Origin of the sequence: Arthrobacter sp. HY1533 (genome assembly GCF_027568515.1) — a bacterium.
Taxonomy (GTDB): Bacteria; Actinomycetota; Actinomycetes; order Actinomycetales; family Micrococcaceae; genus Specibacter.
On the sequence record NZ_JANKZF010000005.1, the window covers coordinates 36,540 to 60,767 of the forward strand.

Sequence of the window (24,228 nt, forward strand, 5' to 3'; positions counted from 1 at the left end):
ACCGTAGCCGCCGTCGAACATTGAAGGAAAAACTCCATGCTCCGCACACAAGTCACCACCGACAAGGCACCTGTCCCGGCCGGCCCCTACTCCCAGGCCGTCGCCGCCAACGGCTTCCTCTTCACGGCCGGCCAGACGCCGCACCACCCCGTCACGGACCAGACAGTGGGGCACACCATCGAGGAGCAGACCCGCGCGGCCATGGAAAACCTGGCCGCCGTGCTGGGCGCCCACGGGCTCGACTTTTCCCACGTGGTCAAGGCAACCGTGCACCTGCAGGACCCGGCCCGGGATTTTGACGGCTTCAATGCCACCTACAAGGAATTCGTCACCGCTCCCTACCCTGCCCGGACCACTGTGGGCTCCCACCTGGGCGACTTCCTGGTGGAGATCGACGCCGTGGCCGTCATCCCGAGCCCGTAGCACCCGTGGCGTCATTGCGGCGCACGCCCACCCCGCGCGGATAAGGTGAAACCACAATCCGCCGCACGTTGGGAGCCGAAGTGAACGCAGTCTGTGGCAATGCCGGCAGGAGCCTGTCCTGATGGGCTTTCTGGATGTAGTCCTGGTCATCCTGCTGGCCATTGCCAGCCTGCTGTTCTTGGCCCTGCAGTCGTGGCTTGCCGCCACTGTGGTCCGGCGCGTGGTGGGTGTGCCCGTCGGATGGCCACGCTCGATCGCCGTCGGCTTCGTCATGAGCGCCGCCATGGGGCTGACCATCCAATACCTGTTCCTGGCGGGCACCGGCCGAAACCCCAACGGCTTCAATGTCACCGCCGGCGTGGCGCTGCTCCTGCTGGTCCTGGCCCTGTGCTGGACCTTTGCCCTGGGCGTGGGCGCACTGGTGTTCTTCGAGGCGGCTTTTCCCACCGGTTCCCTGCCCAGCCCCGGCCAGCTGTTCACAGGATGGAAGGCGCGGCGGCGGCGCGGCCGGCGCTACGCCGAGGTCACGTCCATCGCCGTGCGGCACGGACTCGGTTCGCGGCTGCGCGGCTTTGGCCGCGACGACGGCTTCGGCCAGGACGCCAAGACTGCCCGGGCGCTGCGCAATGCGCTCAATGAAGCCGGCGTCACGTTCATCAAGATGGGGCAGATGCTCTCCACCCGGCGCGACCTCCTTCCGGATGTTTTCATCCGCGAACTGGAACAGCTGCAAAGCAACGCTTCCCCTGAACCGTGGGCATCCATCGAGGCGGCCATCGAGGGAAGCCTGGGCCGGCCCCTGGCCGAGGTGTTCAGCACCGTCAACCCGGTGCCGCTGGCGGCAGCGTCCGTGGCGCAGGTCCACCAGGCCACCCTGCTGGACGGCTCCGACGTGGTCCTGAAGGTCCAGCGCCCCGGCGCGCTGGACCAGGTCACCCTCGACACCGACATCATCCTGCGCCTGGCCAGCTGGCTGAACAAGACCACGCCGTGGGGCAAGTCCCTGGGCGTCCTTGAACTGGCGCGCGGCTTCGCCGAATCGCTGGCGGAGGAGCTCGACTACAGGGTTGAGCTGGACAACATGCGCAGCATTGAGCACTCGCTGCAACGGAACGGAAAGTTCGCCGTCAAGGTCCCGCACGCGCACCGGGAGCTGTCCAGCGAACGCCTCCTGGTCATGGACAGGCTGCCGGGGCGCCCCGTCAGCTCCGCCGGCGCGCTGCTCACGGGCATGTCGGCCGGCGAGCGCAGCGCCCTGGCCGAAACCCTGCTGGGGGCCACGCTGGAACAAATCATTTCCGACGGCGTCTTCCACGCCGACCTGCACGCCGGCAACATCTTCATCACCCCCGACGGGTCGCTGGGGCTGCTGGACTTTGGCTCGGTGGGCCGGCTGGACCCAGCCACCCAGACGGCGCTGGGCATGATGCTCTACGCCATCGACAAGAACGACGCCGCCGGGGCCACCGATGCCCTGATCGAGCTGCTCGACCGGCCGGCGGACCTGGATGAGCGCACGCTGGAGCGTTCGCTGGGCCAGTTGCTCACGCGCTTCCGGACAGGTTTTGGCCCGGGCGGCAGCCAGCGGATGTTTGGCGACTTGTTTGCCCTGGTCATTGCGCACAAGTTCGCCGTCCCGGCCCAGATCGGGGCAGCGTTGCGGGCCCTGGCCGCCGTCGAGGGAACCCTCATGGTGATCGATCCGGACATGGACCTGGTCGCCGCCGCGCGCAGCGAAGGTGCCCGGCTCGTGGACGGCAAGCTGAAGTTCGGCAGCATCAAGGACGAATTTGAGCAGCGCATGATGCAGCTGCTGCCGCTGGTCAACCGCCTCCCGCGGCGCATCAACAAAATCACCGACGACCTGGAACACGGCCGCTTTTCCATGAACGTGCGCGTCCTTGCCCATGCCTCGGACAGGCGCTTCCTCACGGGGCTGTTCCAGCAGCTCATTGTGGCGGTGCTGGCCGGCTCGGCCGTGCTGGGCGCCATCATGCTGATCACCAGCAACGAGGGGCCGCTGCTGACGGGGGACATCCACCTCTACGGCTTCTTTGGCTTCGTGCTGCTGTTCGGCGGATTTGTGCTGGGCATGCGCGCCCTCATGCTGGTGTTCAAGCGCACCGCCGACGACTGACCGCAGGGGCTCGGCGCCCAATTGTGGCCCTGCCCCTTCATCCACTCCCGGAAAGTGCTTGGATGGAGGCATGTCCACCCTCATCGTGGTGCGCGGGAACTCCGGCTCCGGCAAGAGCACAGTGGCACGCGCGTTGCAGCGGGAGCTCGGGGCGGTGTGGATTGAGCAGGACTACTTCCGCCGCACGGTGCTGGGCGAGAGTGGCAACTACTCACCGTTGACGGTCGAGTTCATTGAACAGTCGGCGGCGCTGGCCCTGCGGCACGGGCGGAGCGTTGTCATGGACGGCATGTTCAACGCCCGGAAGTACAGCGGCTGTTTCGAGGCACTGAGTGCGGGGCATTCCGGCCGCAGCCTGTTTTACGCCTGGGACCTCACGCTGGAAGAAACGCTCCGCCGCCACGCCACGCGCCCGCACAAGCAGGCCGACTTCGGCGAAAAGGAAATGCGGTCCTGGTACCACGGCTGGGACCCGCTTGAAGGGATCACGGAGCAGCGGATCACGGCCGGGGAAAGCCTGGCTGCCACGGTGGAGCGCATCCTGGCGGACGTCCGGGGCGCCTAGCTGTGAAAAGGGACGGCGTTTGCGCTTAAAGCGGGTGTTCCACCACCCGCCCTTTGCGCAAACGCCGTCCCTTTTCAAACTCGAGGCAAAAACTAAGCGGTCAGCCCCAGCTGGCTCATGCGCCTGGAGTGGTTGCGGGTCAGTGTGACCAGGATGGCCGCCACGTCCGCCGCGGCCTGCTCCTGCGTGGCGTCGGGGCGCAGCCCCACCAGGAAGCTGTGCTTGGCACCGATGCGCTGCACCTGGGTCAGGGCCTCCCCCACCAGGCGCCGCCCCCACAGGGCCAGCCGCGAGGAGAGCCGCGGGTCCTCGGCCAGCATCTTCTTCAGCAGCTTGGTCAGCACGGCCACCTGCTCATCGCTGGTGCGCACCCGGGCAATGGCCTCACGGGTGGACTCATCCAGGTGCTCGGCAATGGCGGCGTAAAACTCCTCGGTGATGGCCTCCACCACGTACGCCTTCATGAGGGATTCGTGCCAGTCCGCCGGACGGGTCCTGTCATGGAAGGCATCCACCATGCGCTGGTACGGGGCCATGGCCAGCTCCGGGTCCATGCCCATCTCCGCCAGCTTGGCGCACATGGCCTCATAGTGCCCGTACTCGGCCACGGCCATTTTTCCCAGCACGGCCCGGTCCGCCAGCGACGGCGAATGCCGCGCATCCGTGGCCAGGTGCTCAAAGGCGGAGAGTTCCCCATAGGCAATGCCGCCCAGCAGGTCAACCACAAACTTGTCGTAGCGGGCACTCAGCTCGCCGGCTGAAACGGAATCATCGGGCCCGGCCGCGGAAATACTCATGGGTTCAAGGGTAGTCCGTGCCGCGCCGCCCTTGCTCCCCCGCGAGGATCGTTTACGCTGAAACCGTGCCGTACTCCCATATTGGCGTCAAAAGCAGCGCCGCGCAGAGGTCCCTCGCCCAAGCACTCGACGCCCTGGGGGTTGAGTTCAAGCTGCCCGACGGTTTTGCCCCGGAGGTGCTGGCGGAAGTTGATTCCGTCATTGCCGGCCACAAGCTGCCCGCCCCGGACCTGACCGCGCTGCCGTTCATCACCATTGACCCGCCCACCTCGCAGGACCTGGACCAGGCCATGCACCTGGAGCGCAGCGGCGACGGCTACGTGGTCCACTACGCCATAGCCGACGTCCCCTCCTTTGTCCCCGCCGGCGGCCCGCTCGACGCCGAGACCCGCCGCCGCGGCCAGACCATCTACACGCCCGGCCAGCGCATTCCGCTGCACCCCACGCCGCTGAGCGAGGGCGCCGCGAGCCTGTTCGCCGATGACCCCCGCTCCGCCTACGTCTGGGAAATCCACCTGGCCGCCGACGGCTCGCAGACCTCCTGCAGCGTCCGCCGGGCCACGGTGCGCAGCGTTGCCAAGCTCGGCTATGCCCAGGCGCAGGAGATGCACGACGCCGGGAACGCACCTGCCGCCTTCGCCGGCACCCTTGCGCTGCTGGCCGAGATCGGGACAAAGCGCATCGCGCTGGAGCGTGCCCGCGGCGGGGCCAGCCTGAATGTGCCGGCCCAGGAAGTGGAGTATGTGGACGGCCGGTATGTGCTGGAGTTCCGGCCCAACCTGCCCATCGAGGACTGGAACGCGCAGATCTCCCTGCTCACCGGCATGGCCGCGGCCCAGGTCATGATTGAGGGAAAGGTGGGGATCCTGCGCACCATGCCGGTCCCCGACGCGGAGTCCATTGCCGCGTTCCGGCTGCAGACCGTGGCCATGGGCAAGCCGTGGGGCACCGAGATGGCCTACGGGGAATACCTGCGCACCCTGGACACAGCCGACCCCAAGCACCTGGCACTCATGCACGCCGCCGCCACCTTGTTCCGCGGCGCCGGCTACACCCCCTTCAACGGGACGGTGCCGGAACAGGTCATCCAGGCCGCGGTTGCCGCACCCTACGCCCACACCACTGCCCCGCTGCGGCGGCTCGTTGACCGCTTTGTGCTGGCCATCTGCGCCGCACTGTGTGCCGGGGAGCCCGCGCCGGCGTGGGCGGTCGAGGCCCTCGATGAGCTGCCCGAAATCATGGCCGCCTCCAACCAGCTCGCGTCCAAGGTGGACCGCGCCGCCATCGACACCGTGGAGGCTGCGCTGCTGCGCCACCAGGTGGGAGGCGAGTTTGACGCCGTCGTGCTTGCCGGGCCCAAGAAGAACGGCCACAATTCCAAGTCCGCCACCGCACGCAGCTCCATCCAGATCGCCGTCCCGGCCGTCACTGCATACTGCGACGGGGACCTGCAGCCCGGCACAGTGGTCAAGGTGACGCTGGCCGCAGCGGACATTGCCACCCGCACGCTCAGGTTTGTTCCTTCCGCCCAGGCGCCCGGCACAAGCCCCGAGAACGGCACCGCCCCCGTCCAAACGGACAATTAACGCCAGGGCGGGCATCCGGCAGCTCCGCCACATGCCCGCCGACAGCCGATTTCCGGCGCCGTGGCGCTAGACTGGGCATGTAGACATGGATGCCCGGTCGTTGAAAATAGTTTTGATTCAACAAACCCGCCCCTGCGCGCGTCTTTCCAGCTCCTTCCGCACCTGCCACTCTGGCCGCGGGAGGGCACGTTTTTGTTAGCCCGCGATCGGCTTCCCCAAGATTGTGCCGCCGTCCTGCGGTTCCGTGAGGCCCACAGCCCGCGTTGAGCCCGGCAGCCGGCACCTGTATAGACGAATTGAATGGTATTCATTTGAGCATTGAGACAGACACCCTCCTTCAGGCGGAAGACAGCAACGACAACGTTGAGATCGACGGCACGCTCACCAGCACGGAGCCTGCCCACCATGAGGAGAAGGAAACGTTCGCCAGCTTCGGCGTGCACCACGAGATTGTGTCCTCGCTGACCGAGGCCGGCATCATCCACCCCTTCCCCATCCAGGCCATGACGCTGCCCATCGCCCTGACCGGCCATGACATCATCGGCCAGGCCAAGACCGGAACGGGCAAGACGCTCGGCTTCGGCATCCCGGCGCTGAACCGCATCGTGTCCCCCAAGGATGAGGGCTTCGAGAAGCTGGCCACCCCGGGCGCGCCGCAGGCCATGGTCATCGTGCCCACGCGCGAGCTGGCCGTGCAGGTCGCCGGCGACCTCACCACCGCCTCCAAGCACCGCGGCATCCGCATCGCCACGATCTACGGCGGCCGCGCGTACGAGCCCCAGGTCGAGGCCCTGCAGAACGGCGTCGAGCTGGTTGTGGGCACCCCCGGGCGCCTGATCGACCTGCTCAAGCAGCGCCACCTGAACCTCAAGAGCGTGCGCATGGTCATCCTCGATGAGGCCGACGAAATGCTGGACCTGGGCTTCCTGCCCGACGTTGAAACCCTCATTGCCGGCACCCCCGCCGTGCGCCAGACGCTGCTGTTCTCGGCCACCATGCCCGGCCCGGTTGTGGCCATGGCCCGCCGCTACATGACCCAGCCCACGCACATCCGCGCCGCCGATCCCGACGACGAGGGCCTGACCAAGCGCGACATCCGCCAGCTCATCTACCGGGCCCACAACCTGGACAAGATCGAGGTGCTGGCGCGCATCCTGCAGGCCAAGGACCGCGGCCGCTCCATCATCTTCACCAAGACCAAGCGCACCGCAGCCAAGGTTGCAGAGGAACTGGTTGACCGCGGCTTCGCCGCCGCCGCCATCCACGGCGACCTCGGCCAGGGCGCCCGCGAGCAGGCGCTGCGCGCCTTCCGCAACAACAAGGTCGACGTCCTGGTTGCCACCGACGTTGCCGCCCGCGGCATCGACGTGGACGACGTCACGCACGTGGTGAACTACCAGTGCGTTGAGGACGAGAAGATTTACCTGCACCGCGTGGGCCGCACGGGCCGCGCCGGCAACAAGGGCACCGCCGTGACCTTCGTGGACTGGGACGACATGCCCCGCTGGGCGCTGGTCAACAAGGCCCTGGGCCTGAACGTGCCCGAGCCCATCGAGACCTACTCCTCCTCGCCGCACCTGTACACGGACCTGGACATCCCCGAGGGCACCAAGGGCCGCCTGCCCCGCGACAAGCGCACGCACGCCGGCATCGATGCCGAGGTCCTGGAGGACCTGGGCGAGACCGGCAAGCGCAACTCACCCAAGACCGGCGGCCGCGAAGGTGGCCGTGAATCCGGCGGCCGCGACGGCGCCCGCGAGGGTGCACGCGGCGGAAACCGCGGAGGCGGCCACACGGGCGCACGCCACGGTGAGAAGCGCCGCGACGAGTCAGCCGCAGGCGAGCGGCGCGAGGGTGGCCGCGGCCGCCGTCGTCCGGCCGCCGAGGGTGCCGCACCGGCAGAATCCGCACCGGCAGCAGCTCCCGCCGCCGACGGCGAGCCCCGGGCCCGCCGGACCCGCACGCGCACCCGCCGCCGCACCGGCGAGGGCACGGCCACGGGCGAGTAACCCCACGCATTAAACGACAGACCCGCAGCCTCGGCTGCGGGTCTGTTCTTGTCTGCGCCTGTGGTCTGCTAAATCAGCGGGCGGCCCTCGCGCCTGGCCTCAAGGATCTCCTGGATGAAGGCCTTGCCGAGCACGTACAGCACGCCGGCAACAATCACGGGCCAGGCAAGGACATAGAGAGTCAGCCAAAATTCGCTCATGGTTTGTTCCTACGCTTTCGTTTCGAGAAGGGGTTCGGGCGTGCCGTGGTTGGCTTCTGCCCGGTTGTCAAAGTCGCCGATGCGGTCCTTGATGGTGCTGAAGTCAAAGGTTTTGGTGTTGCGGAAGCACATGAGCCAGCAAACGATCGTGCTCACGGCATAGGCAACGAGCGAGCCCGAGAGCACCGCGTAGTCGTGCAGGAAGCCGATCGCGAACGGGGCCGCCGCAACCATGGCCACGACGGCAACGATCTTGGCCACTTTCAGCCCGAAGAAGCCGAACGCCATGAGGCCCAGGACCACACCGATGCCGGCAACGGACAGCACGTCCACCACAATTCCGGCGGGCCCGGCCATGGAGATCCAGCCAAAGCGCACGGGCAGGAACATGGCCAGGGCCACCAGGACTGAGACGGTGAACGCCTTGTTGGTGACCTTCTGCCAGTAGAAGCTGGCGATCACGGGGAACACCAGGGCACCCCAGAGCGCCCCGACAAACACCAGCAGGTCCAGGATGTTCAGCCGGCCGCTGGCAAAGTACAGGCCCGCGCCGGTGGCCACCACCATGGTGATGCGGCCTATGAACAGCATGGTCTTGGGGTTGGCCTTACCCTGCTTGGCAATGTTTTGGCCGTACACATCCGCCATCATGATGGAGGACATGGCGGACAAATCGGAGTCCGCCGTTGAGGACAGCGCCCCGATGATCATGATGAGGAAGACGCCCAGCAGCACGGGGTTCAGGTAGGTCGCAGCCATCTGCGGAATGAGGTTGTTCGTGTCCCCGTCCAGCGGTGCAACGCCGGCGTAGAGGGCCATGACACCGAGCATGCCGATGCCGATGATGGTGGCACCGTAGCCCACGGTGGCGGTCACAAACGTCTTCTTGATGAGGTCCTCACGCACTGCAAACAACCGCTGCGCGATGGTCTGGTTGCCAATGGCGTAGGCCAGCACGGCGGCAATATAGGGGGCGCCCTGGTTCAGGAAGGCGTCGGAGGAGAAGAAGTTGGACTGCTGCGGGGTCAGGTTGGCAGCTCCCGTGACAAACATGTCGGGCCCGCCAGCGGCGAAGAACACCACGGGGATGATGATGACCACGGCGCCCAGCATGGCAAACACCTGGGCGGCGTCGGTCAGCACGGAGGCGCGGAAGCCGGACCACAGCGAGTACAGCAGGATCCCGCCGCCAATGAACACGATGCCCTGGGTGAAGCTGAAGGGCGAGAGCAGCGCAATCAGTGCGCCGCCTGCAATGAAGTTGGAGGTGATGCTGACCATCGAGCCCACGAGGTTGGAGCCGGCCAGCATGAGCTGGCTGGACTTGCCGTGCCTGGCGTATATGACCTCCGCCAGGGTGTGGGCCTTGGGTGCCACGGCGCGGATGCGCTTGCCGAAGGGGTAGATGAACAGGATCATCAAGGCACCCCACAGGCCGTAGTGGATGGGTCCGGAAATCCCGTAGGTGTAGCCGGAGGTGTCCGATGCGTACATCGACGATGCCCAGATCCACGTGGCGGTCATGCTTCCGGCCGAGATGCCAAACCCGACCTTGTTTCCGGCGGTCATGTACCCGTCGGCGTTCTCATTCTTTCGGCCAATGAACACCGTCATCAGCAGTGTGCCGCCATAAAACAGCACGAGCAATGCAATTACAGTCCAACTTCCAAGCTGGTGGAGTCCTGCGCCATCCGGCACCATCAGTATCCTCTCGCTAGGGCGGAATTCACCGGCATTCCGCCGCCCTTCGACGTGCGCCGCCCAAAAGGGCCCAAGGAGCCCCTCGCGGGGCATAAGGCAATCCGGTGACGGACCGTAGCAGGCGCACTTTCCCGTCCGGGACCAGCCGCCAAACCCAGGCAGACGCATCTGCGGTGGCGGCCCAAAGTGACTCGCATCCAAGCGAAAATTCACTACCGGAAAATCTACGGCTGACGTTCAGCCGGCAACGGGACATGATAATTCGCAAAGGCAACAGTTGCCCGCGCGAACCAAACATTCCTTTCAACTGTAACAGCCCAAAAAAGCACAGTTGTGCACTTTAAGGGCGCCCAAGGGTAACGATGGTGCAACCATCGCCCCGCTTGTCCGCGGGGACTAGGGCAGGTACGGGGCGGATCCCGATGCCGCGGCCAGGATGCTCTCCAGTGCGGCGGGGTCCGTCAGGTTTTCACCCAGCAGGTTGGGCTTGCCCCGCCCGTGGAAGTCAGAGGATCCCGTGGTGAAAAGCCCGCAGTCCCGCGCAAATTTGCGCAGCCATGCACGGCCCTCGGGCGGGTTGTCCCGGTGGTCGACCTCCAGGCCCAGCAGACCGGCGTCGACCATGTCATGGAAGACCTCCGGCGGCGCCACCCGGCCCCGGGCCGAGGCCATGGGGTGCGCAAAAACGGGCACCCCGCCGGCATCCCGGACCAGCTCCACGGCCAGCGCGGGATCTGCGGCGTAGTGGCTGACAAAGTAGCGCGAGCGCGACGTCAGGATGCCGGCAAAGGCCTCATTGCGGTCAGCCACGATCCCGGCGGCCACCAGGGCATCGGCAATGTGCGGCCGGCCTACCGTGGCGCCGGGGGCCAGGTGCGCGCTGACGTCGTCCCAGTTCAGCGGGTAGTCCTCGGCGAGGCGTTCCACCATGCGCTCGGCACGGGTCATGCGTGCTTCCTTGGCCCTGGTGATCTCCTCCAACAGCGCCGGGTTGGCGGGGTCATGGAGGTAGCACAGCAGGTGGACGCTGATGCCCTGCCTGGTCTTGCAGGAAATTTCCATGCCGGGAAGCAGGCCAACGCCGTGCACCCGGGCTGCGGCGAGCGCCTCCGTCCAGCCGTCGGTGGAATCGTGGTCCGTCAGCGCCAGGACATCCAGGCGTGCTGCCGCGGCGGCGGCCACGAGCTCGGCCGGGGGCTGCGTGCCGTCGGAAATATTGGAATGCGCATGCAAATCGATCCTCACAGCCCAAGCCTACGTCCGTTGCATGCCCGCATGCCGTGCGGCGCACCACCCGGGCTGTGGCCTGCGTCCTTTGTCCCGCGGCGCCTGCGGTGGGAGACTTAAGGGGTGAACCAGACTGAGCAAACCTCCGCGCACACCGACCCTTCCAACGAGCAGCCCCTTGAGGAGCGCGTGAACAACCGTTCACAGCGCCCCGACTCGGACGCCTTCCGCACGTTCATGGCCGCCAACTGGGCGCCGTCCTCGGCCGAACTGCCCGCCCGCGACGAGGTGGCAGACCACGCCGCCCGCCGCCGCGTCGCCATTTCCGCGCAGTTCCCGGGCGAACGCCTGGTCATCCCGGCAGGCCCGCTCAAGGTCCGCTCCAACGACTGCGACTACCGCTTCCGCCCGCACTCCGCGTTCGCACACCTGACGGGCCTGGGCGTGGACCACGAGCCCGACGCCGTGCTGGTGCTGGACCCGGTGGCCGAGGGCGAGGGCGACAACGGCTCCAACCACGCCGCCACCCTGTACTTCCGTCCCATGGCCGGCCGCGACACCAAGGCGTTCTACGCCGATGCCCGCAGCGGCGAGTTCTGGATTGGCCGCCGCCCCACACTGCCCGAGTTCGAAGCCAAGCTGGGCCTGCCCACGGCAGATGTGACCGAGCTGGAAGTTGCCATCACCAAGAACGTCGGCGAGACCTCCGTGGGTGGCACGTCCATCCGCCTGGTGCGCAAGGTCGACGAGAACATTGACGCCCTCGTGGACACGGCCCGCTACAACACCTCGGCAAACCCGGACGCGATGGACTTTGAGAAGCTGGACGACCTCGATGGCAAACTCACCGAGGCACTCTCCGAGCTGCGCCTGATCAAGGACGCCTGGGAAATCGAGCAGATGAAGGGCGCAGTTGCCGCCACCATCAACGGCTTCGAGGACATCGTGAAGTCCCTGCCGCGCGCCGTCGCCCACAAGCGCGGCGAGCGTGTTGTTGAGGGTGCATTCTTTGCCCGTGCCCGCGAGGAAGGCAACGAGCTGGGCTACGACACCATCGCCGCCGGCGGAAACAACGCCACCGTGCTGCACTGGAACCGCAACACCGGCACCGTCAACGAGGGCGAGCTGCTCCTGGTGGACGCCGGCGTCGAGGGCGATTCCCTCTACACCGCGGACATCACCCGCACCATCCCCGTCAACGGAACGTTCTCCGAGACGCAGCGCAAGATCTACCAGGCAGTGCTGGATGCAGCCGACGCAGCCTTCGCCGTGGCCGTCCCAGGGCGCACGTTCCGCGAAGTGCACGCCGCCGCCATGGTGGTCCTGGCCGACCGCCTTTCCGCATGGGGCCTGCTGCCCGTTTCCGCCGAGGTGGCCCTGTCCGCCCAGGGCCAGCACCACCGCCGCTGGATGCCGCACGGCACCAGCCACCACCTGGGCCTTGACGTGCACGACTGCGCACAGGCCCGTGCCGAAATGTACGTTGACGGCATCATCACCGAAGGCATGGTCTTCACCATTGAGCCCGGCCTGTACTTCAAGGAAGAGGACCTGGCCATCCCGGCCGAGTTCCGCGGCATTGGCGTGCGCATCGAGGACGACATCCTGATCACGGCCAACGGCCCGGTCAACTTGAGCGCTGCACTCCCCCGCACCCCGGACGACGTCGAGGCCTGGATGGCACGCCTCTCCGGCTAGCCTCTTGCAGTCCCAAACGGCGGCACCCGCCTTTCGCATCAAGCGGAAGGCAGGTGCCGCCGTCGTTTACCCCCTCGACCAACCCCCGACCAACCCCCGACGCCGCATCACTTAACGTCGTGTTTTCGGGAACGCTCCCGCAATCATTGCGGGAGCGTTGGGCAAAAGGGGACGTTAAGTGATGCCGCGTCCGGGGGGCTTCGCAGCACCTCGGCTAGTATTCATCGGTGAGCGGGACCCCTTCAATCAGGGCCTTGAGCGCGGCAACGTGCCCGTCGTAGGCTGCCCGGCCCTCGGCCGTCAACGCCGCCCACGTCTTAACCCGTCCCCTGCCGGTGGGCTTGCTGAGCACCATGTAGCCCGCGTCCTCGAGAACCTTGAGCTGCTTGCTGGCCACTGAGTCGGCCACGCCGAGCATGTCCCTGATGGTGCCGAACTCGGCCTGGTCCAGGGTGCGCAGGAAGGCGCAGATGCGGAGGCGGTTCGGGGCGTGGATGACTTCATTCAGGCCCGGCGTCACGGCATTGACCGAAGCTGGGCGCGCAGGGCCGTGTCAAAGAAGCGGCCGAAGACGTTCACGGCAACAAAGACAATGGCCCCGGCCAGCCACGCAGGCCAAACGAGGCCGTGCGCCGCATGAAGGTAGTACGGACCAACAAGGCAGGCCACCATGATGACCATGAGCGGCACTGTCCACCAGCTGGCCCTGCCGGCCTTGAGACCGTTGATCCACACGCCCGTTTTTTGCTTGTAGGCGCCCATGAGGATGCCGAGCCCAATGAAGTAGAGCAGGGAAACGCCGATCATCACAGCTGTGCCGCCTGCGGTCACGGCAACCACGAACGCGGCGGCCAGCAGCCCCAGTGCGGGGTGGTACCACCAGGGCGTGACGAGGCGGTCGGCGGCTTTGCCACGCGCCCCCGCGATGGCATCGAGGGCTTCGTGTGCTTCACTGGTCGATTGGTTTTCCATAGTGGAAAGTCAATCACTTTCCATGCCGGAAAGTCAATGCGGCATCGGGGCCTGATGAGTCGTCCCAGCAATTCCGTTGGACGGCAGATGTGGGTGTTGCCCGCCCCAACCCGCAGATGGAAAATGCCGCCGTTACTGACAATTGCCACCACCACATGGGCGGCAATTGCCAGCAACGGCGGCATTTCTGCGCCGTGAACTACTTTTCCGGGTTCTCCGTGGCTGCGGGGGCGGCCGGGGAGTCGGTCTCGGCCGGCGCTGCAGGCGCGGCAGGGGCCGGGGCAGCCGGGGCGGGAGCCGGTGCCGGTTCCACGCGGATGCCGTACTGCGGGCGGCCATCGGGCAGGTCGGGGAACTGGCCGCGGCGCGGACCGTCCAGCGGGGCCTGGCCCGGGCGGTCCTGGCTGTCGCCCTGCGCGGCCGGGGTGCCCTGGCCCGCAGCGTCGCCCTCGCCTGCCGGGTTGGCCGGCGCATAGGGGTCGTGCCAGCCTTCGGGGCGGGTGGGTGCGGGGCCTGCGGCCGGGGGCTGGACCGGCGGACGGTAGCCGCCCTGGCCCTGGAAGCCCTGGCCCGGGTGGTTCTGTCCGGGGCGGACCGCGTTGGAATTCATGGGCAGCTGGGCCAGCAGTCGGCGGGCCTCGCCGGCCACATCCGGGGTGACAATGACGTCGTAGCTGCTGGCCAGGACCTGGTTGGTCGAGGTGAAGTCGCGCTTGCCGCGCTGGGCCGCGTAGCCAATGATCGCGAAGAGCATCCACAGGGCAGCGCCCAGGAGCACAGAGGTCATGACGTTCAGCGGGGCCTGGCCGGCGTTGGCGGCCGAGTCAAAGAACGAGAGCATGACGCCAATGAACAGACCAAACCATGCACCCGTCATGGCGCCTGTCAGGGCAACGCGAGGGTAGTTGAGCCTGCCGGTGACACGCTCCACGATCTTCAGGTCGTTGCCCACAATGGAGACATGCTGGACGGGGAACTTCTCATCCGCCAGGTAGTCAACCGCCTTCTGTGCATCCAGATAGGAGGTGTAGGAGCCAATGGTTTCCCCAGTGGGAACCGTGCGGGCCTCGTCCATGGGTCGGGTGCGTCCAAAAAGGTTTGCCATGCTTCCCATTGTTCACCATGTTCCTGCACATTTGCTGGAGTATCGCTGGAGGTGAAATGGACGGCCCATGACAGCGGCACCGTGCGGCGGGGCAAAGTTTGGGATATTGCCCGAAGGGGGAAGTAGCCTGTAACTGTGAGCACTCAAACTACGCGCATTTTTGTCGCCCGACTCCTGGGCCTGGATGTCTTCGACCCCATTGGGGACCGGCTCGGGAAACTGCGCGACGTTGTGGTGCTGGGCCGCGGCCCCAACACGGCCCCGCACGCAGTCGGCATCGTCGTGGAGGTCCCGGGCAAGAAGCGCGTCTTCGTGCCCATGACCCGCCTGACCTCCATGGACCAGTCGCAGATCATCTGCACCGGCCTGGTCAACCTGCGCCGCTTCGAGCAGCGCGGCGCCGAACAGCTCGTGGTGGGCAACATCTTTGACCGCAAGGTGGCGCTTGTGGACGGCAGCGGCTTTGCCGTCATCGAGGACATCGCCATGGACCAGCAGCGCAACGGCGACTGGCTCGTGACCAAGCTGTTCGTTCGCCGTGGCTCCTCCACCTCACGCCTGCGCGGGCTGCGGCGCGGCCACACCATGCTCATCGACTGGGCCGAAGCCCGTGCCGACGAGTCCGCGGAACCGCAGAGCGCCACGGGATTCGTTGCCGCCCACGAGGACCTCAAGCCCGCCGACTTCGCCGATGCCCTGCAGGAAATGAGCGACCAGCGCCGCGTGGAGGTTGCCGGCGAGCTGCAGGATGAACGCCTGGCCGACATCATGTCCGAGCTGCCGGAGGACGACCAGGTCACCCTGCTCTCGGCCCTGGACAACGAACGTGCCGCCGACGTCCTGGAGGAAATGGACCCCGACGACGCCGCCGACCTCCTGGCCGATCTCCCCCAGGCCAAGGCCGAGGAGCTGCTGCTGCTCATGGAGCCCGACGAAGCCAAGGACGTCCGCCGCCTGCTCCAGTACGCCGAGGGAACAGCCGGCGCGCTCATGACCCCCGTGCCCGTGATCCTGCCCCCGGAAGCCACCGTGGCCGAGGCGCTGGCCCACGTCCGCAGCGAGGACCTCTCCCCCGCACTGGCCTCAGCCATCTTCATTTGCCGGCCCCCGCTGGAAACCCCCACGGGCCGGCTGCTGGGCGTGGTCCACATCCAGCAGCTGCTCCGCAGCGCCCCGCCGGAACAGTTGGGCACCATCGTGGACAAGAACCTTGAGCCGGTGTCCGACCAGGACGACATCAGCACGGTCAGCCACATCATGGCCTCCTACAACCTGAACTCCCTCCCCGTGGTCAACAAGGAGGGCCGCCTGGTGGGCGCCGTGACCGTCGATGACCTGCTTGACCACCTGCTGCCGGAAGACTGGCGCACCCACGAGGACGGCGCCCCGTTCAGGAAGCTGGGAGGACGCATTGGCTGAGCGGCACCACACCAAGGGCGGCGGCCTTGACACGCCCATGGAGCTGCGGTCCCGGCTCCTGCCCAACCTGACCAGCGACCCGGACTTCTTCGGGCGCTTTGCCGAGCGCTTTGCCCGCTACATGGGCACCGCCAACTTCCTGCTCTACATGACCATCTTTGTGGTGGTCTGGATTGCCATCAACGTCATTGGCCTGTTTGGCCTGCAGTGGGACCCCTACCCGTTCATCCTGCTGAACCTGTTCTTCTCCACCCAGGCCTCCTACGCGGCACCCCTGATTCTGCTCGCCCAGAACCGCCAGGACGACCGCGACCGCGTCCAGATTGAGCAGGACCGTTCCCGCAACGAGCGCAACCTGGCCGACACCGAATACCTGACCCGCGAGGTTGCGGCCCTGCGCATCACGCTTCGCGAGGTGGCCACGCGCGACTTCGTCCGCTCCGAGCTGCGCAGCCTCCTGGAGGAACTCATCGCACTCCAGGACGAGGACGGCGCCGTCGAATCCCGCGACGGCCAGCGCAACCCCGCCACCACCAGCATGAAGACGGTCTCCCCCAAGCGGACCGCAAACCCCTAAGGCACCCATGAACGCCCCGTCCCAATCCGAACTGCTTGCCGCCCTCGCCACGGTCATCGACCCCGAGCTGCGCCGCCCCATCACCGAGCTGGACATGGTGGAGTCGGTGGAGGCGTTCGACGGCGGCCGGGTGCACGCCGTCGTCCGTCTCACCGTGGCGGGTTGCCCCATGCGCGAGACCATCACGCGCGATGTCACCAGCGCTCTTTCAGCGCTCGACGGCGTGACTGACGTTGGCGTGGACCTCACCGTCATGACGGCCGAGCAGCGCGCCGGGCTCAAGGAACGGCTCAAGGGCGCCGGCGCCGAACGCGGCATCCCGTTCAACGCCGAGAACTCGCTGACGCGCGTCTATGCGGTGGCCAGCGGCAAGGGCGGCGTGGGCAAGTCGAGCGTGACGGTCAACCTGGCCTGTGCACTTGCGGCCCGGGGACTGCGGGTTGGCATCGTGGACGCCGACATCTACGGCTTCTCCGTTCCAGGGCTCCTGGGCACCAGCCAGGCGCCAACCAGGGTTGACGAGATGATCCTGCCGCCCGTGGCACATGACGTGAAGGTCATTTCCATTGGCATGTTCGTGGCCGGCAACCAGCCCGTCGCCTGGCGCGGACCGATGCTGCACCGGGCCCTGGAACAGTTCCTCACCGACGTTTACTTTGGCGACCTGGACATCCTGCTGCTGGACCTGCCGCCGGGCACGGGGGATGTGGCCATTTCCGTGGCGCAGCTGCTGCCCAAGGCCGAGATCCTGGTGGTGACCACCCCGCAGGCGGCCGCGGCGGACGTGGCCGAACGCGCCGGCGCCATTGCCGTCCAGACCGGCCAGAAAGTCGCCGGCGTCATTGAGAACATGTCATTTTTGACCCTGCCCGACGGCAGCACCATGGAACTGTTCGGCTCCGGCGGCGGGGAGATCCTTGCCAAGCGCCTGAGCCAGACCATGAACTCCCCCGTGGAGCTGCTGGGCCAGATCCCGCTGGACGTGGCCCTGCGCGAGGGCGGCGACGCCGGCATGCCCATTGTGCTGGCGGACCCGTCTTCGGCAGCGGCGCAGGCGCTGGACGCGATCGCCGGCAAGCTCGCCGTGCGCCCCCGCGGACTGTCCGGCCTGAAGCTCGGCGTCACCCCGGCCTGACCCCCCAGGACGCCGCATCACCTAACGTCGCTTTTCCCAGGACGCCGCATCACTTAACGTCGCTTAAACACCAACGCTCCAGCAATCATTGCTGGAGCGTTGGTGAAAACACGACATCAAGTGATGCGGCGTCGGAAGAAGGAGGTGGGATTTAGGTGGCCTCGACGTCGTAGGGGGCCAGCTCGCCGTCGGGCAGGCGGACCAGCTCGGGCATCTCGGGGGCGGCGTCGCCGGGCTGCACAGTGTCCTTCTCGGAGGAGTCCTTGCCCATCATGGAGGCAATCGCCGCGCCGGGCGATGTCTTGAGCGAGTTGATGGTTTCCATGTCGTCGTCGTCAAGGAGGGCCTCGCGGATGATGCGCCGGGGATCGTACTGGCGCGGGTCAAGCTTCTTCCAGTCGATGTCGTCAATGTCGACACCGGCTTCTTCCTTGATGGTTTCGCGCGCGCCGGAAGCCATCCTGCGCACCTCGCGAATGAGGTTCTTCAGCTTTTCCACGTAACCGGGAAGCCGGGAGGGGCCAATCACCAAAACTGCCAAGACAAGAATCAGGATTAGCTCAGGGGTATTGATACCAAACACGTTAGGAAGATTACCCTCTCAGGACTCAAAGCAACGATTCCCACAGGTAACGAGCGAACGTTTTTGGGCTGGCGGCTTGCAATCGGACGGCGAAACTGCCGGCTGGAAAAGTCTAGCGCGCCCCGGCCATGCGCGGCAGCGACAGCAGCGGCTTGCGCGGAGGGCGGACACCGGTGCGGCCGGGAGCCCGGTCGGCCAGGGATTCGCGCAGCATGGCACGCCCCCTGTGGATGCGCGAACGCACCGTGCCGAGCTTGATGTCCAGGGCGTGGGCCACCTCGTCGTAGGAGAGACCCTCCATGTCGCACAGCACGACGGCGGCGCGGAAGTCCGGCGGCAGCGCCTCCAGCGCGGCGGCCACGTCGGCGTCGAGGTTGTTGAACTCAAAGGTCCGCTCGGGGCCGGGGTCGCTGCCGGGCAGGCGGGCAGCGGCGTCGTCGGACAGCGCGTCAAAGCGGATGCGCTGCTTGCGCCGGGCCATGTCCAGGAAGAGGTTGGTGGTGATGCGGTGCAGCCAGCCATCCAGCGTGCCGGGCTTGAAGTTGGCCAGGGACTTGAACACCCGGACAAAGACCTCCTGGGTGAGGTCCTCGGCGTCGTACTTGTTGCCCGTGAGGCGGTACGCGAGCCGGAAGACCTTGGCGGAGTGGTTGTGCACCACTTCATCCCAGGTGGGGGTGGTCCATTCGGCGTTGGCCTGGACGGAATTGACGGCCTCGGCGGCGCGAACAGCCTCGGTGGCGGACGGGTTCATCGCTGCACCTCACTTCAGTGGCTGGTTGCCTCCCCGGACGGGGAATCACTTGTGGAAGATCCGGCCGGGAACGGGGCCCCGGGTCACCACAGTCTGCCAAAGAAAGCTGACATTTTGCTGAACGGTTACAGCGAATGTGCCCCACACGCAGGCAGTAGGCTAGAGGGAGCCACCGCAACAGTTTAGGAAACACCCATGAGCGCCGATAAATCCACCAGCTGGTCCTATACAGAGGGCCTCCCCGTGGAAGACATTGTCCTGCGTCGTGCCCGCGAACGCTCGCACGAGCTGGGCCTGTTCCCGGTGAGCCCGGGCGTGGCGGCTGTCCTGACGGTGCTGGCGGCGGCCTCCAAGGCCCAGACGGCGGTCGAGGTTGGCACGGGTGCCGGCGTTTCCGGCGTGGCCCTGCTGCGTGGCCTGGGCCCCAAGGCAGTGCTGACCACGATCGACCCCGACGTGGACCACCTCAAGGCCGCGCGCGAGGCCTTCACGGAGTCCGGCGCCCCGGCCAACCGCACCCGCACCATTTCCGGCCGCGGCCAGGACGTGCTCCCCCGCCTGACCGACGCCGCCTACGACCTTGTGTTCATTGACGCCGACAAGCCCAGCTTCCCCGACTACTTGGAACAGGCCGTGCGGCTGCTGAAGTCCGGCGGCCTGCTGATCATCAACGACGCCCTGGACAAGGACCGCGTCTCCGACCCCGCCATCCGCGAGAGCAACACTGTGGTGCTGCGCCGCGTGGGCAAGATGGTGCGCGAGAACGATTCCCTGGTCAGCTCCATGCTGCCCACCGGCGACGGGCTGCTGCTGGCCGTCAAGCGCTGAGGCAGCTGCGGCCGCCAAGGCGGGGGGCCGCCAAGGCCGCTCCGGCCGCGCACACCGCGACTTAACGCAAAACCGGCGGAACAGCAATGCTGTTCCGCCGGTTTTGCAAGATAGATATGTGTGGCAAAAGCTATTCGGTGACGCCCACCAGGCACTCCTTGAGGCTGGCTGCCTCGTCGGCGTTCATCTCCACCACGAGCCGTCCGCCGCCTTCCAGGGGCAGCCGCAGGATCAGGCTCCGACCTTCTTTAGTCACTTCCATCGGACCGTCGCCGGTTCTGGGTTTCATGGCCGCCATTTGGAGTTCCCCTTTTCCTAGTGCATACCCGCGTGGGCCGGGATTGCCCCGGCACGCAGTGAGTGTTGTATTGCTCACAACCCATTATTCCGCACTTCAGGGCCCGGGTGCTAATCGACACAATCCCCCTAGGCGCGAATGGCGCCGTAATCTAGGGGGGCCAGGTCTCGCCCGTGCTGATAGCCACCCACTGCCACAGCCACTCCACCCACACAATCTGCAGCACGGTGAACATGACAAGCACGCACCAGCGGTAGGCGCGCGAGGTGGAAACAAACGCGGCGGCCAGGGCCAGCGGGAACATCGGCAGCAGCATCCGGAACGTGCTGGACTGCGGGTGCAGCACTGCCATGAGGTACAGCAGATACATGGCCGACCAGGCCACCAGTTCCGGCCCGATCCGGCGCACGGCCCGGGAGTTGAAGTACAGCCCGGCCAGCGCCACCAGCAGCACGGGAAGCAGCGGCCCCCACAGCGGCCCCACGAGCTGCACGCCCGTCTCAACCCAGGGCATGAACAGGACCAGCCCGCCGCCCCCGCGCCACGCGGTTTCAGTGTCGGTGTAGGCGGTGCGCTCGCCCGTGACCCACCAGGCGGCGAGCATCCAGGCGAACGCCATGAAGGCGCTGAGCAGTGTCAGCAGCACTCCGGCCACCATGTCCCGCACGGGGAACGGCTCGCGCTTGCGGTGCCACCAGCGCAGCAACAGGTGTATGCCGACGACGGCGGCCAGCGGGGCCCCTGCCGGACGTGACAGGCACAGCAGCACCACCATGGGCATGGCGCCCCAGTAGTTGCGCCTGATGAGCAGGTGCAGGGACGCTGCCAGGAAGAAGATGCCCAGCGATTCGGCATACGGCACCTGCAGGATCGCGGATACGGGGAAGAAGGCAAAGAATGCCACACCCCACAGCGACGTGCCCGGCGATGCGTAGTTGCGGAACAGCTTGTAGATCATCAGGGCCGCGGCCAGCCCGGCGGCCGTGGCAATGATGGCGCCTGCGGCCGCCCAGCCCAGCCCGGTGACGGCGGCCAGCCCCCGCGCCAGCAGCGGAAACATCGGGTAGAACGCCCACTCGTTCGGGTAGGCGGCGCCGTCGGGGTGCCGCGGGATGGTGTCCGGGTAGCCGCCGTTGAAGATGCGCTCGTACCAGCCGGCATCCCAGCGGTTGATGAACGTCAGGTAGTCGGGCTGCCGGCCGCCCCAGGGCGAGGCGTCGGCATGCCAGGCACTGCCGAGGAAGATGGCGTAGGAAACCAGGCGGGCGGCGGCGTAGATGAGGGACACCTTGAGCCACCACGGGGCGCAGCGCAGGGGTGCCAGCAGGCGGCGGAGAAGCATGAACAGCTCATCGTTGATGGTGGTCCGGGCCGGCCGGGCCCGCGGAGCCGCCGGCTCAGCGTGCCCGGCCCCGTCCTCCGCCAAGGCTTCAGCGTGCTGCGCGGCGCTCACTTGGGGGCCTGCGCTTCCACTCCGGAAAGCCAGCACTCCTGCTGGTGGTCGTTGACTATCCCCACGGCCTGCATCATGGCATAGGAGGTGGTGGGCCCCACAAAGGCAAAGCCCAGCTTCTTCAGGGCCTTGGCCAGCTGCGCGGATTCCGGCGTCTGGGCGGGAACCGGGTCCCCCGCCGGCCGCGGCACGGCCGGGGCGTGGGCGGCAAGGAGGGATGCCAGGGTTGTCCCGGCCGGCAGTGCCAGCAGCGCCCGGGCGTTGCCAATGGTGGCATTGATCTTCATCCGGTTGCGCACAATGGACGCGTCTGCCAGCAGCCTCTCGACGTCGGCCGCGCCAAAGTCCGCCACGACGGCCGGCTCAAAATTGTGGAAGGCGGACCTGAACGAATCCCGCTTGCGCAGGATGGTGATCCAGCTCAGGCCCGACTGGAAGGCCTCCAGGCTGATCCGTTCGAACAGCTCACGTTCGCCCGTGACCGGGCGGCCCCATTCGGTGTCGTGGTAGCGCTGGTACAGCTCGTCGTTCTCAATGCCCGCCCAGGCGCAGCGGACGCGCCCGTCACTTGCCACCGGCACCGAGCTCCGCATCGTGGGCGACCGCATCCTGGGCGGACCCGTCGACGTCCGCGGGCGCAGTTTCCTCGCCAGCCACGTCGGCGGGCGCCGATTCAGCGGCGGCCGGGGACCCGGCGTCGTCAGTGCCGGAGAGGGCAGTGCCGGAAAGGTCAGACTCCAGCTCGGCAATGCGCAGTTCCTTGGCCGCAAGCTCGTCGCGCAGGCGGTCCAGGACCTCATCCACCTGGTCCATGCGGTAGCCGCGCAGGCCCAGCGAAAAACGCAGCCGGTCCACGTCCGCCGGGGCAGGCGTTCCCGGCAGCAGCACAGGCGGCAGGCTGGCCACGGGGGCCTCGAGCGCGTCAACGAAGGCGGCGGCCTCGGGTTCGGGCTTGTTCAGCCCCACCACGTACAGGGCCGCGACGGCGGCCACGATGACGGCAAGGAAAATCAGGAAGTAGGTCACGAGTCCATCGTGCCAGATGCGCGGCGGCGCACGCGCCTTGTGAAGTGCCCGCCGCCGAACGCCGCCGCCCACCTCAGTGCATCAGCCGTTGGCGGCCGCGACCCTCTCCCCTGCCTGGCCGGCCATGACAGCCTTGACAGCGTCCTCGGCCGTGTCCACGACGGAGATGATGTCCATGTCGCCGGGTGAAACGAGCCCCTGGGCCACCATGGAGTCGCGAATCCAGTCGATCAGCGGACCCCAGAAGGTGCTGTCCACCAGAACGATCGGGAAGTGGCTGACCTTGCTGGTCTGGACCAGGACCATGGCCTCAAAGAGCTCATCGAGCGTGCCCAGCCCGCCGGGGAGGACCACAAAGCCCTGCGCGTATTTCACAAACATGGTCTTTCGGGCAAAGAAGTACCGGAAGTCAACGCCCAGGCCGACCCACTCGTTCATGCCCTGCTCAAACGGCAGCTCAATGCCCAGGCCAATCGAGAGCCCGCCCGCCTCGGCCGCGCCGCGGTTGGCGGCCTCCATGGAGCCGGGCCCGCCGCCGGTGATGACGGCAACGCCGGCCTCCACCAGGCGCCGCCCCACCTCCACGCCGGTGGCGTAGTAGGGGGAATCCGGCTTGGTCCGGGCGGAGCCAAACACGCTGATGGCCGGGCCAATTTCGGCCAGCGCGTCGAAGCCCTGGACAAACTCGCTCTGGATGCGCATGACCCGCCACGGGTCCGTGTGGGTGAAGGCGCTGCTGGGCGGGGATTCAAGCAGCCGGGCGTCCGCAGTGTCGCTGCCTTGGCCGTTGTGGCGCCAAACTCCGAAGCGTCGCAGCTCCGTCCGGGCGGGTTGGTGTGATCCTGTGGGTGCACTCATGCCACCAAGGCTACGTGAAAACAGAGCGTGGCTTGGCTCACAATATCTCGTTACCGTTACGATCCACCCCCTCCTGCCCAAATCCTTTACGCACCACTTGGAATGTCGATAGGTTCGATGCATGACAAATCCCGCACCGGTTCCTGCACTCGTGGAGTTAAAGGCTGTAAACAAGCACTACGGCGCACTCCATGTGCTGCAGGACATCAATCTGCAAGTTGCCAGGGGCGAGGTCCTCGTTGTCATTGGCCCGTCCGGCTCCGGCAAGTCAACCCTGTGCCGCACCATCAACAGGCTCGAAACCATTGATGACGGCTCCATCACGATCGAGGGCAAGGAATTGCCCAAGGAAGGCAAGTCGCTGGCCAGCCTGCGCGCCGACGTCGGCATGGTCTTCCAGTCCTTCAATTTGTTTGCCCACAAGACCATCCTGGAAAACGTGACCCTTGGCCCCATCAAGGTCAAGGGCATGAACAAGTCCGACGCCGACAAGCTCGCCATGGGCTTGTTGGAGCGCGTCGGCGTGGGCCACCAGGCTGCGAAGTTTCCCGCCCAGCTTTCCGGCGGGCAGCAGCAGCGCGTGGCCATTGCGCGTGCCTTGGCAATGAAGCCAAAGGTCATGCTGTTTGACGAACCCACCAGCGCCCTCGACCCCGAAATGATCAATGAGGTCCTGGACGTCATGGTCGAGCTGGCCAAGGAGGGCATGACCATGGTGGTTGTGACCCACGAGATGGGCTTTGCCCGCAAGGCTGCTGACCGGGTCATCTTCATGGCCGACGGCCAGATCGTCGAGGAAGCCGCCCCCCAGGAGTTCTTCACCAACCCGCAGTCTGCGCGGGCCAAGGACTTCCTGTCCAAGATCCTGACCAACTAG

Annotated in this window: 25 protein-coding genes; 11 read left to right on the plus strand and 14 right to left on the minus strand. The window is 66.7% G+C overall.

Translation table 11 applies throughout. The annotated features are described in order from the left end of the window. Positions 1-36 precede the first annotated feature (36 nt). From PCK14_RS04955 to PCK14_RS04965, 3 genes are all read left to right on the plus strand, one after another. Positions 37-423: a RidA family protein gene (locus PCK14_RS04955; RefSeq protein ID WP_269937367.1), complete on the plus strand. Its 387-nt coding sequence runs from the start codon at positions 37-39 to the stop codon at positions 421-423. Positions 424-544: 121 nt separating this feature from the next. Beyond that, positions 545-2,560, plus strand: coding sequence for an ABC1 kinase family protein (locus tag PCK14_RS04960; protein WP_269937368.1), 2,016 nt, complete (start codon positions 545-547; stop codon positions 2,558-2,560). 70 nt (positions 2,561-2,630) lie between these two features. Then, complete coding sequence (locus PCK14_RS04965) at positions 2,631-3,125, plus strand: AAA family ATPase (RefSeq protein WP_269937369.1); 495 nt, start codon at positions 2,631-2,633, stop codon at positions 3,123-3,125. Positions 3,126-3,217: 92 nt separating this feature from the next. Here the strand turns inward: PCK14_RS04965 and PCK14_RS04970 are convergent, their stop codons facing one another. Then, positions 3,218-3,922, minus strand: coding sequence for a ferritin-like fold-containing protein (locus PCK14_RS04970; RefSeq protein ID WP_269937370.1), 705 nt, complete (start codon positions 3,920-3,922; stop codon positions 3,218-3,220). A 65-nt stretch (positions 3,923-3,987) separates the two neighbouring features. On the opposite strand from PCK14_RS04970, the gene PCK14_RS04975 reads away from it, so the two are divergent. Both PCK14_RS04975 and PCK14_RS04980 read left to right on the plus strand, forming a co-directional pair. Further along, positions 3,988-5,508, plus strand: coding sequence for an RNB domain-containing ribonuclease (locus PCK14_RS04975; protein WP_269937371.1), 1,521 nt, complete (start codon positions 3,988-3,990; stop codon positions 5,506-5,508). Between the two features lie 368 nt (positions 5,509-5,876). Beyond that, positions 5,877-7,517 carry a DEAD/DEAH box helicase gene (locus tag PCK14_RS04980; RefSeq protein WP_269937618.1) on the plus strand — a complete coding sequence of 547 codons (1,641 nt, stop codon included), beginning with the start codon at positions 5,877-5,879 and terminating at the stop codon, positions 7,515-7,517. A gap of 68 nt (positions 7,518-7,585) precedes the next feature. Here PCK14_RS04980 and PCK14_RS04985 read toward each other — a convergent pair whose 3' ends face one another. The 3 genes from PCK14_RS04985 to PCK14_RS04995 form a co-directional block, all read right to left on the minus strand. Beyond that, on the minus strand, positions 7,586-7,717 hold the full coding sequence (locus PCK14_RS04985; protein WP_269937372.1) for a putative transporter small subunit: 132 nt from the start codon (positions 7,715-7,717) through the stop codon (positions 7,586-7,588). A 9-nt stretch (positions 7,718-7,726) separates the two neighbouring features. Further along, on the minus strand, positions 7,727-9,418 hold the full coding sequence (locus tag PCK14_RS04990) for a sodium:solute symporter family protein (protein WP_269937373.1): 1,692 nt from the start codon (positions 9,416-9,418) through the stop codon (positions 7,727-7,729). A 396-nt stretch (positions 9,419-9,814) separates the two neighbouring features. Then, positions 9,815-10,663 carry a PHP domain-containing protein gene (locus tag PCK14_RS04995; RefSeq protein WP_269937374.1) on the minus strand — a complete coding sequence of 283 codons (849 nt, stop codon included), beginning with the start codon at positions 10,661-10,663 and terminating at the stop codon, positions 9,815-9,817. Between the two features lie 105 nt (positions 10,664-10,768). Between PCK14_RS04995 and PCK14_RS05000 the strand changes: the two genes are divergently transcribed. Then, positions 10,769-12,343, plus strand: coding sequence for an aminopeptidase P family protein (locus PCK14_RS05000; protein WP_269937375.1), 1,575 nt, complete (start codon positions 10,769-10,771; stop codon positions 12,341-12,343). A gap of 214 nt (positions 12,344-12,557) precedes the next feature. Here PCK14_RS05000 and PCK14_RS05005 read toward each other — a convergent pair whose 3' ends face one another. The 3 genes from PCK14_RS05005 to PCK14_RS05015 form a co-directional block, all read right to left on the minus strand. Beyond that, positions 12,558-12,863: a transcriptional regulator gene (locus PCK14_RS05005; protein WP_269937376.1), complete on the minus strand. Its 306-nt coding sequence runs from the start codon at positions 12,861-12,863 to the stop codon at positions 12,558-12,560. Further along, positions 12,860-13,315 (minus strand): hypothetical protein, encoded by a 456-nt coding sequence (locus PCK14_RS05010; RefSeq protein WP_269937377.1) that lies wholly within the window; start codon positions 13,313-13,315, stop codon positions 12,860-12,862. Before PCK14_RS05010 ends, PCK14_RS05005 begins: the two co-directional genes overlap by 4 nt. A gap of 199 nt (positions 13,316-13,514) precedes the next feature. Continuing rightward, positions 13,515-14,420, minus strand: a complete 906-nt coding sequence (locus tag PCK14_RS05015) for a general stress protein (protein ID WP_269937378.1) — start codon at positions 14,418-14,420, stop codon at positions 13,515-13,517. Between the two features lie 135 nt (positions 14,421-14,555). Between PCK14_RS05015 and PCK14_RS05020 the strand changes: the two genes are divergently transcribed. From PCK14_RS05020 to PCK14_RS05030, 3 genes are read left to right on the plus strand one after another with little or no spacing between them, the layout of a single operon-like run. Further along, positions 14,556-15,839, plus strand: coding sequence for a magnesium transporter MgtE N-terminal domain-containing protein (locus tag PCK14_RS05020; RefSeq protein ID WP_269937379.1), 1,284 nt, complete (start codon positions 14,556-14,558; stop codon positions 15,837-15,839). Further along, positions 15,832-16,416 carry a DUF1003 domain-containing protein gene (locus tag PCK14_RS05025; protein ID WP_442864664.1) on the plus strand — a complete coding sequence of 195 codons (585 nt, stop codon included), beginning with the start codon at positions 15,832-15,834 and terminating at the stop codon, positions 16,414-16,416. Before PCK14_RS05020 ends, PCK14_RS05025 begins: the two co-directional genes overlap by 8 nt. Positions 16,417-16,423: 7 nt before the next feature. Continuing rightward, positions 16,424-17,551, plus strand: a complete 1,128-nt coding sequence (locus PCK14_RS05030) for an Mrp/NBP35 family ATP-binding protein (RefSeq protein ID WP_269937380.1) — start codon at positions 16,424-16,426, stop codon at positions 17,549-17,551. 151 nt (positions 17,552-17,702) lie between these two features. Here the strand turns inward: PCK14_RS05030 and PCK14_RS05035 are convergent, their stop codons facing one another. Further along, positions 17,703-18,134: a Sec-independent protein translocase TatB gene (locus PCK14_RS05035; protein WP_269937381.1), complete on the minus strand. Its 432-nt coding sequence runs from the start codon at positions 18,132-18,134 to the stop codon at positions 17,703-17,705. Between the two features lie 112 nt (positions 18,135-18,246). Next, on the minus strand, positions 18,247-18,888 hold the full coding sequence (gene sigE / locus PCK14_RS05040; RefSeq protein WP_269937382.1) for an RNA polymerase sigma factor SigE: 642 nt from the start codon (positions 18,886-18,888) through the stop codon (positions 18,247-18,249). Positions 18,889-19,083: 195 nt separating this feature from the next. Here sigE and PCK14_RS05045 point away from each other — a divergent pair, with 195 nt between their 5' ends. Beyond that, positions 19,084-19,716 carry an O-methyltransferase gene (locus PCK14_RS05045; RefSeq protein ID WP_269937383.1) on the plus strand — a complete coding sequence of 211 codons (633 nt, stop codon included), beginning with the start codon at positions 19,084-19,086 and terminating at the stop codon, positions 19,714-19,716. Between the two features lie 130 nt (positions 19,717-19,846). Here PCK14_RS05045 and PCK14_RS05050 read toward each other — a convergent pair whose 3' ends face one another. The 5 genes from PCK14_RS05050 to PCK14_RS05070 form a co-directional block, all read right to left on the minus strand. Next, positions 19,847-20,014 (minus strand): DUF3117 domain-containing protein, encoded by a 168-nt coding sequence (locus PCK14_RS05050; protein ID WP_110485976.1) that lies wholly within the window; start codon positions 20,012-20,014, stop codon positions 19,847-19,849. 151 nt (positions 20,015-20,165) lie between these two features. Further along, on the minus strand, positions 20,166-21,467 hold the full coding sequence (locus tag PCK14_RS05055; RefSeq protein WP_269937384.1) for a hypothetical protein: 1,302 nt from the start codon (positions 21,465-21,467) through the stop codon (positions 20,166-20,168). Then, complete coding sequence (locus PCK14_RS05060) at positions 21,464-22,060, minus strand: DNA-3-methyladenine glycosylase I (protein WP_269937385.1); 597 nt, start codon at positions 22,058-22,060, stop codon at positions 21,464-21,466. The genes PCK14_RS05055 and PCK14_RS05060 overlap by 4 nt, the downstream gene beginning before the upstream one ends. Beyond that, the gene (locus PCK14_RS05065) at positions 22,032-22,493 is read right to left on the minus strand and encodes a DivIVA domain-containing protein (protein WP_269937386.1); all 462 of its coding nucleotides are present in this window, start codon (positions 22,491-22,493) and stop codon (positions 22,032-22,034) included. The genes PCK14_RS05060 and PCK14_RS05065 overlap by 29 nt, the downstream gene beginning before the upstream one ends. 81 nt (positions 22,494-22,574) lie before the next feature. Beyond that, on the minus strand, positions 22,575-23,351 hold the full coding sequence (locus tag PCK14_RS05070; RefSeq protein WP_269937387.1) for a TIGR00730 family Rossman fold protein: 777 nt from the start codon (positions 23,349-23,351) through the stop codon (positions 22,575-22,577). 121 nt (positions 23,352-23,472) lie between these two features. Here PCK14_RS05070 and PCK14_RS05075 point away from each other — a divergent pair, with 121 nt between their 5' ends. After that, positions 23,473-24,228, plus strand: a complete 756-nt coding sequence (locus tag PCK14_RS05075; protein WP_269937388.1) for an amino acid ABC transporter ATP-binding protein — start codon at positions 23,473-23,475, stop codon at positions 24,226-24,228.

Coding starts and splice junctions, on each gene's coding strand:
- PCK14_RS04955 (WP_269937367.1), top strand. CDS start 37: ATGCTCCGCACACAAGTCACCACCGACAAGGCACCTGTCCCGGCCGGC.
- PCK14_RS04960 (WP_269937368.1), top strand. CDS start 545: ATGGGCTTTCTGGATGTAGTCCTGGTCATCCTGCTGGCCATTGCCAGC.
- PCK14_RS04965 (WP_269937369.1), top strand. CDS start 2,631: ATGTCCACCCTCATCGTGGTGCGCGGGAACTCCGGCTCCGGCAAGAGC.
- PCK14_RS04970 (WP_269937370.1), bottom strand. CDS start 3,922: ATGAGTATTTCCGCGGCCGGGCCCGATGATTCCGTTTCAGCCGGCGAG.
- PCK14_RS04985 (WP_269937372.1), bottom strand. CDS start 7,717: ATGAGCGAATTTTGGCTGACTCTCTATGTCCTTGCCTGGCCCGTGATT.
- PCK14_RS04990 (WP_269937373.1), bottom strand. CDS start 9,418: ATGGTGCCGGATGGCGCAGGACTCCACCAGCTTGGAAGTTGGACTGTA.
- PCK14_RS05010 (WP_269937377.1), bottom strand. CDS start 13,315: ATGGAAAACCAATCGACCAGTGAAGCACACGAAGCCCTCGATGCCATC.
- PCK14_RS05015 (WP_269937378.1), bottom strand. CDS start 14,420: ATGGCAAACCTTTTTGGACGCACCCGACCCATGGACGAGGCCCGCACG.
- PCK14_RS05030 (WP_269937380.1), top strand. CDS start 16,424: ATGAACGCCCCGTCCCAATCCGAACTGCTTGCCGCCCTCGCCACGGTC.
- sigE (WP_269937382.1), bottom strand. CDS start 18,888: ATGAACCCGTCCGCCACCGAGGCTGTTCGCGCCGCCGAGGCCGTCAAT.
- PCK14_RS05045 (WP_269937383.1), top strand. CDS start 19,084: ATGAGCGCCGATAAATCCACCAGCTGGTCCTATACAGAGGGCCTCCCC.
- PCK14_RS05050 (WP_110485976.1), bottom strand. CDS start 20,014: ATGGCGGCCATGAAACCCAGAACCGGCGACGGTCCGATGGAAGTGACT.
- PCK14_RS05060 (WP_269937385.1), bottom strand. CDS start 22,060: ATGCGGAGCTCGGTGCCGGTGGCAAGTGACGGGCGCGTCCGCTGCGCC.
- PCK14_RS05070 (WP_269937387.1), bottom strand. CDS start 23,351: ATGAGTGCACCCACAGGATCACACCAACCCGCCCGGACGGAGCTGCGA.
- PCK14_RS05075 (WP_269937388.1), top strand. CDS start 23,473: ATGACAAATCCCGCACCGGTTCCTGCACTCGTGGAGTTAAAGGCTGTA.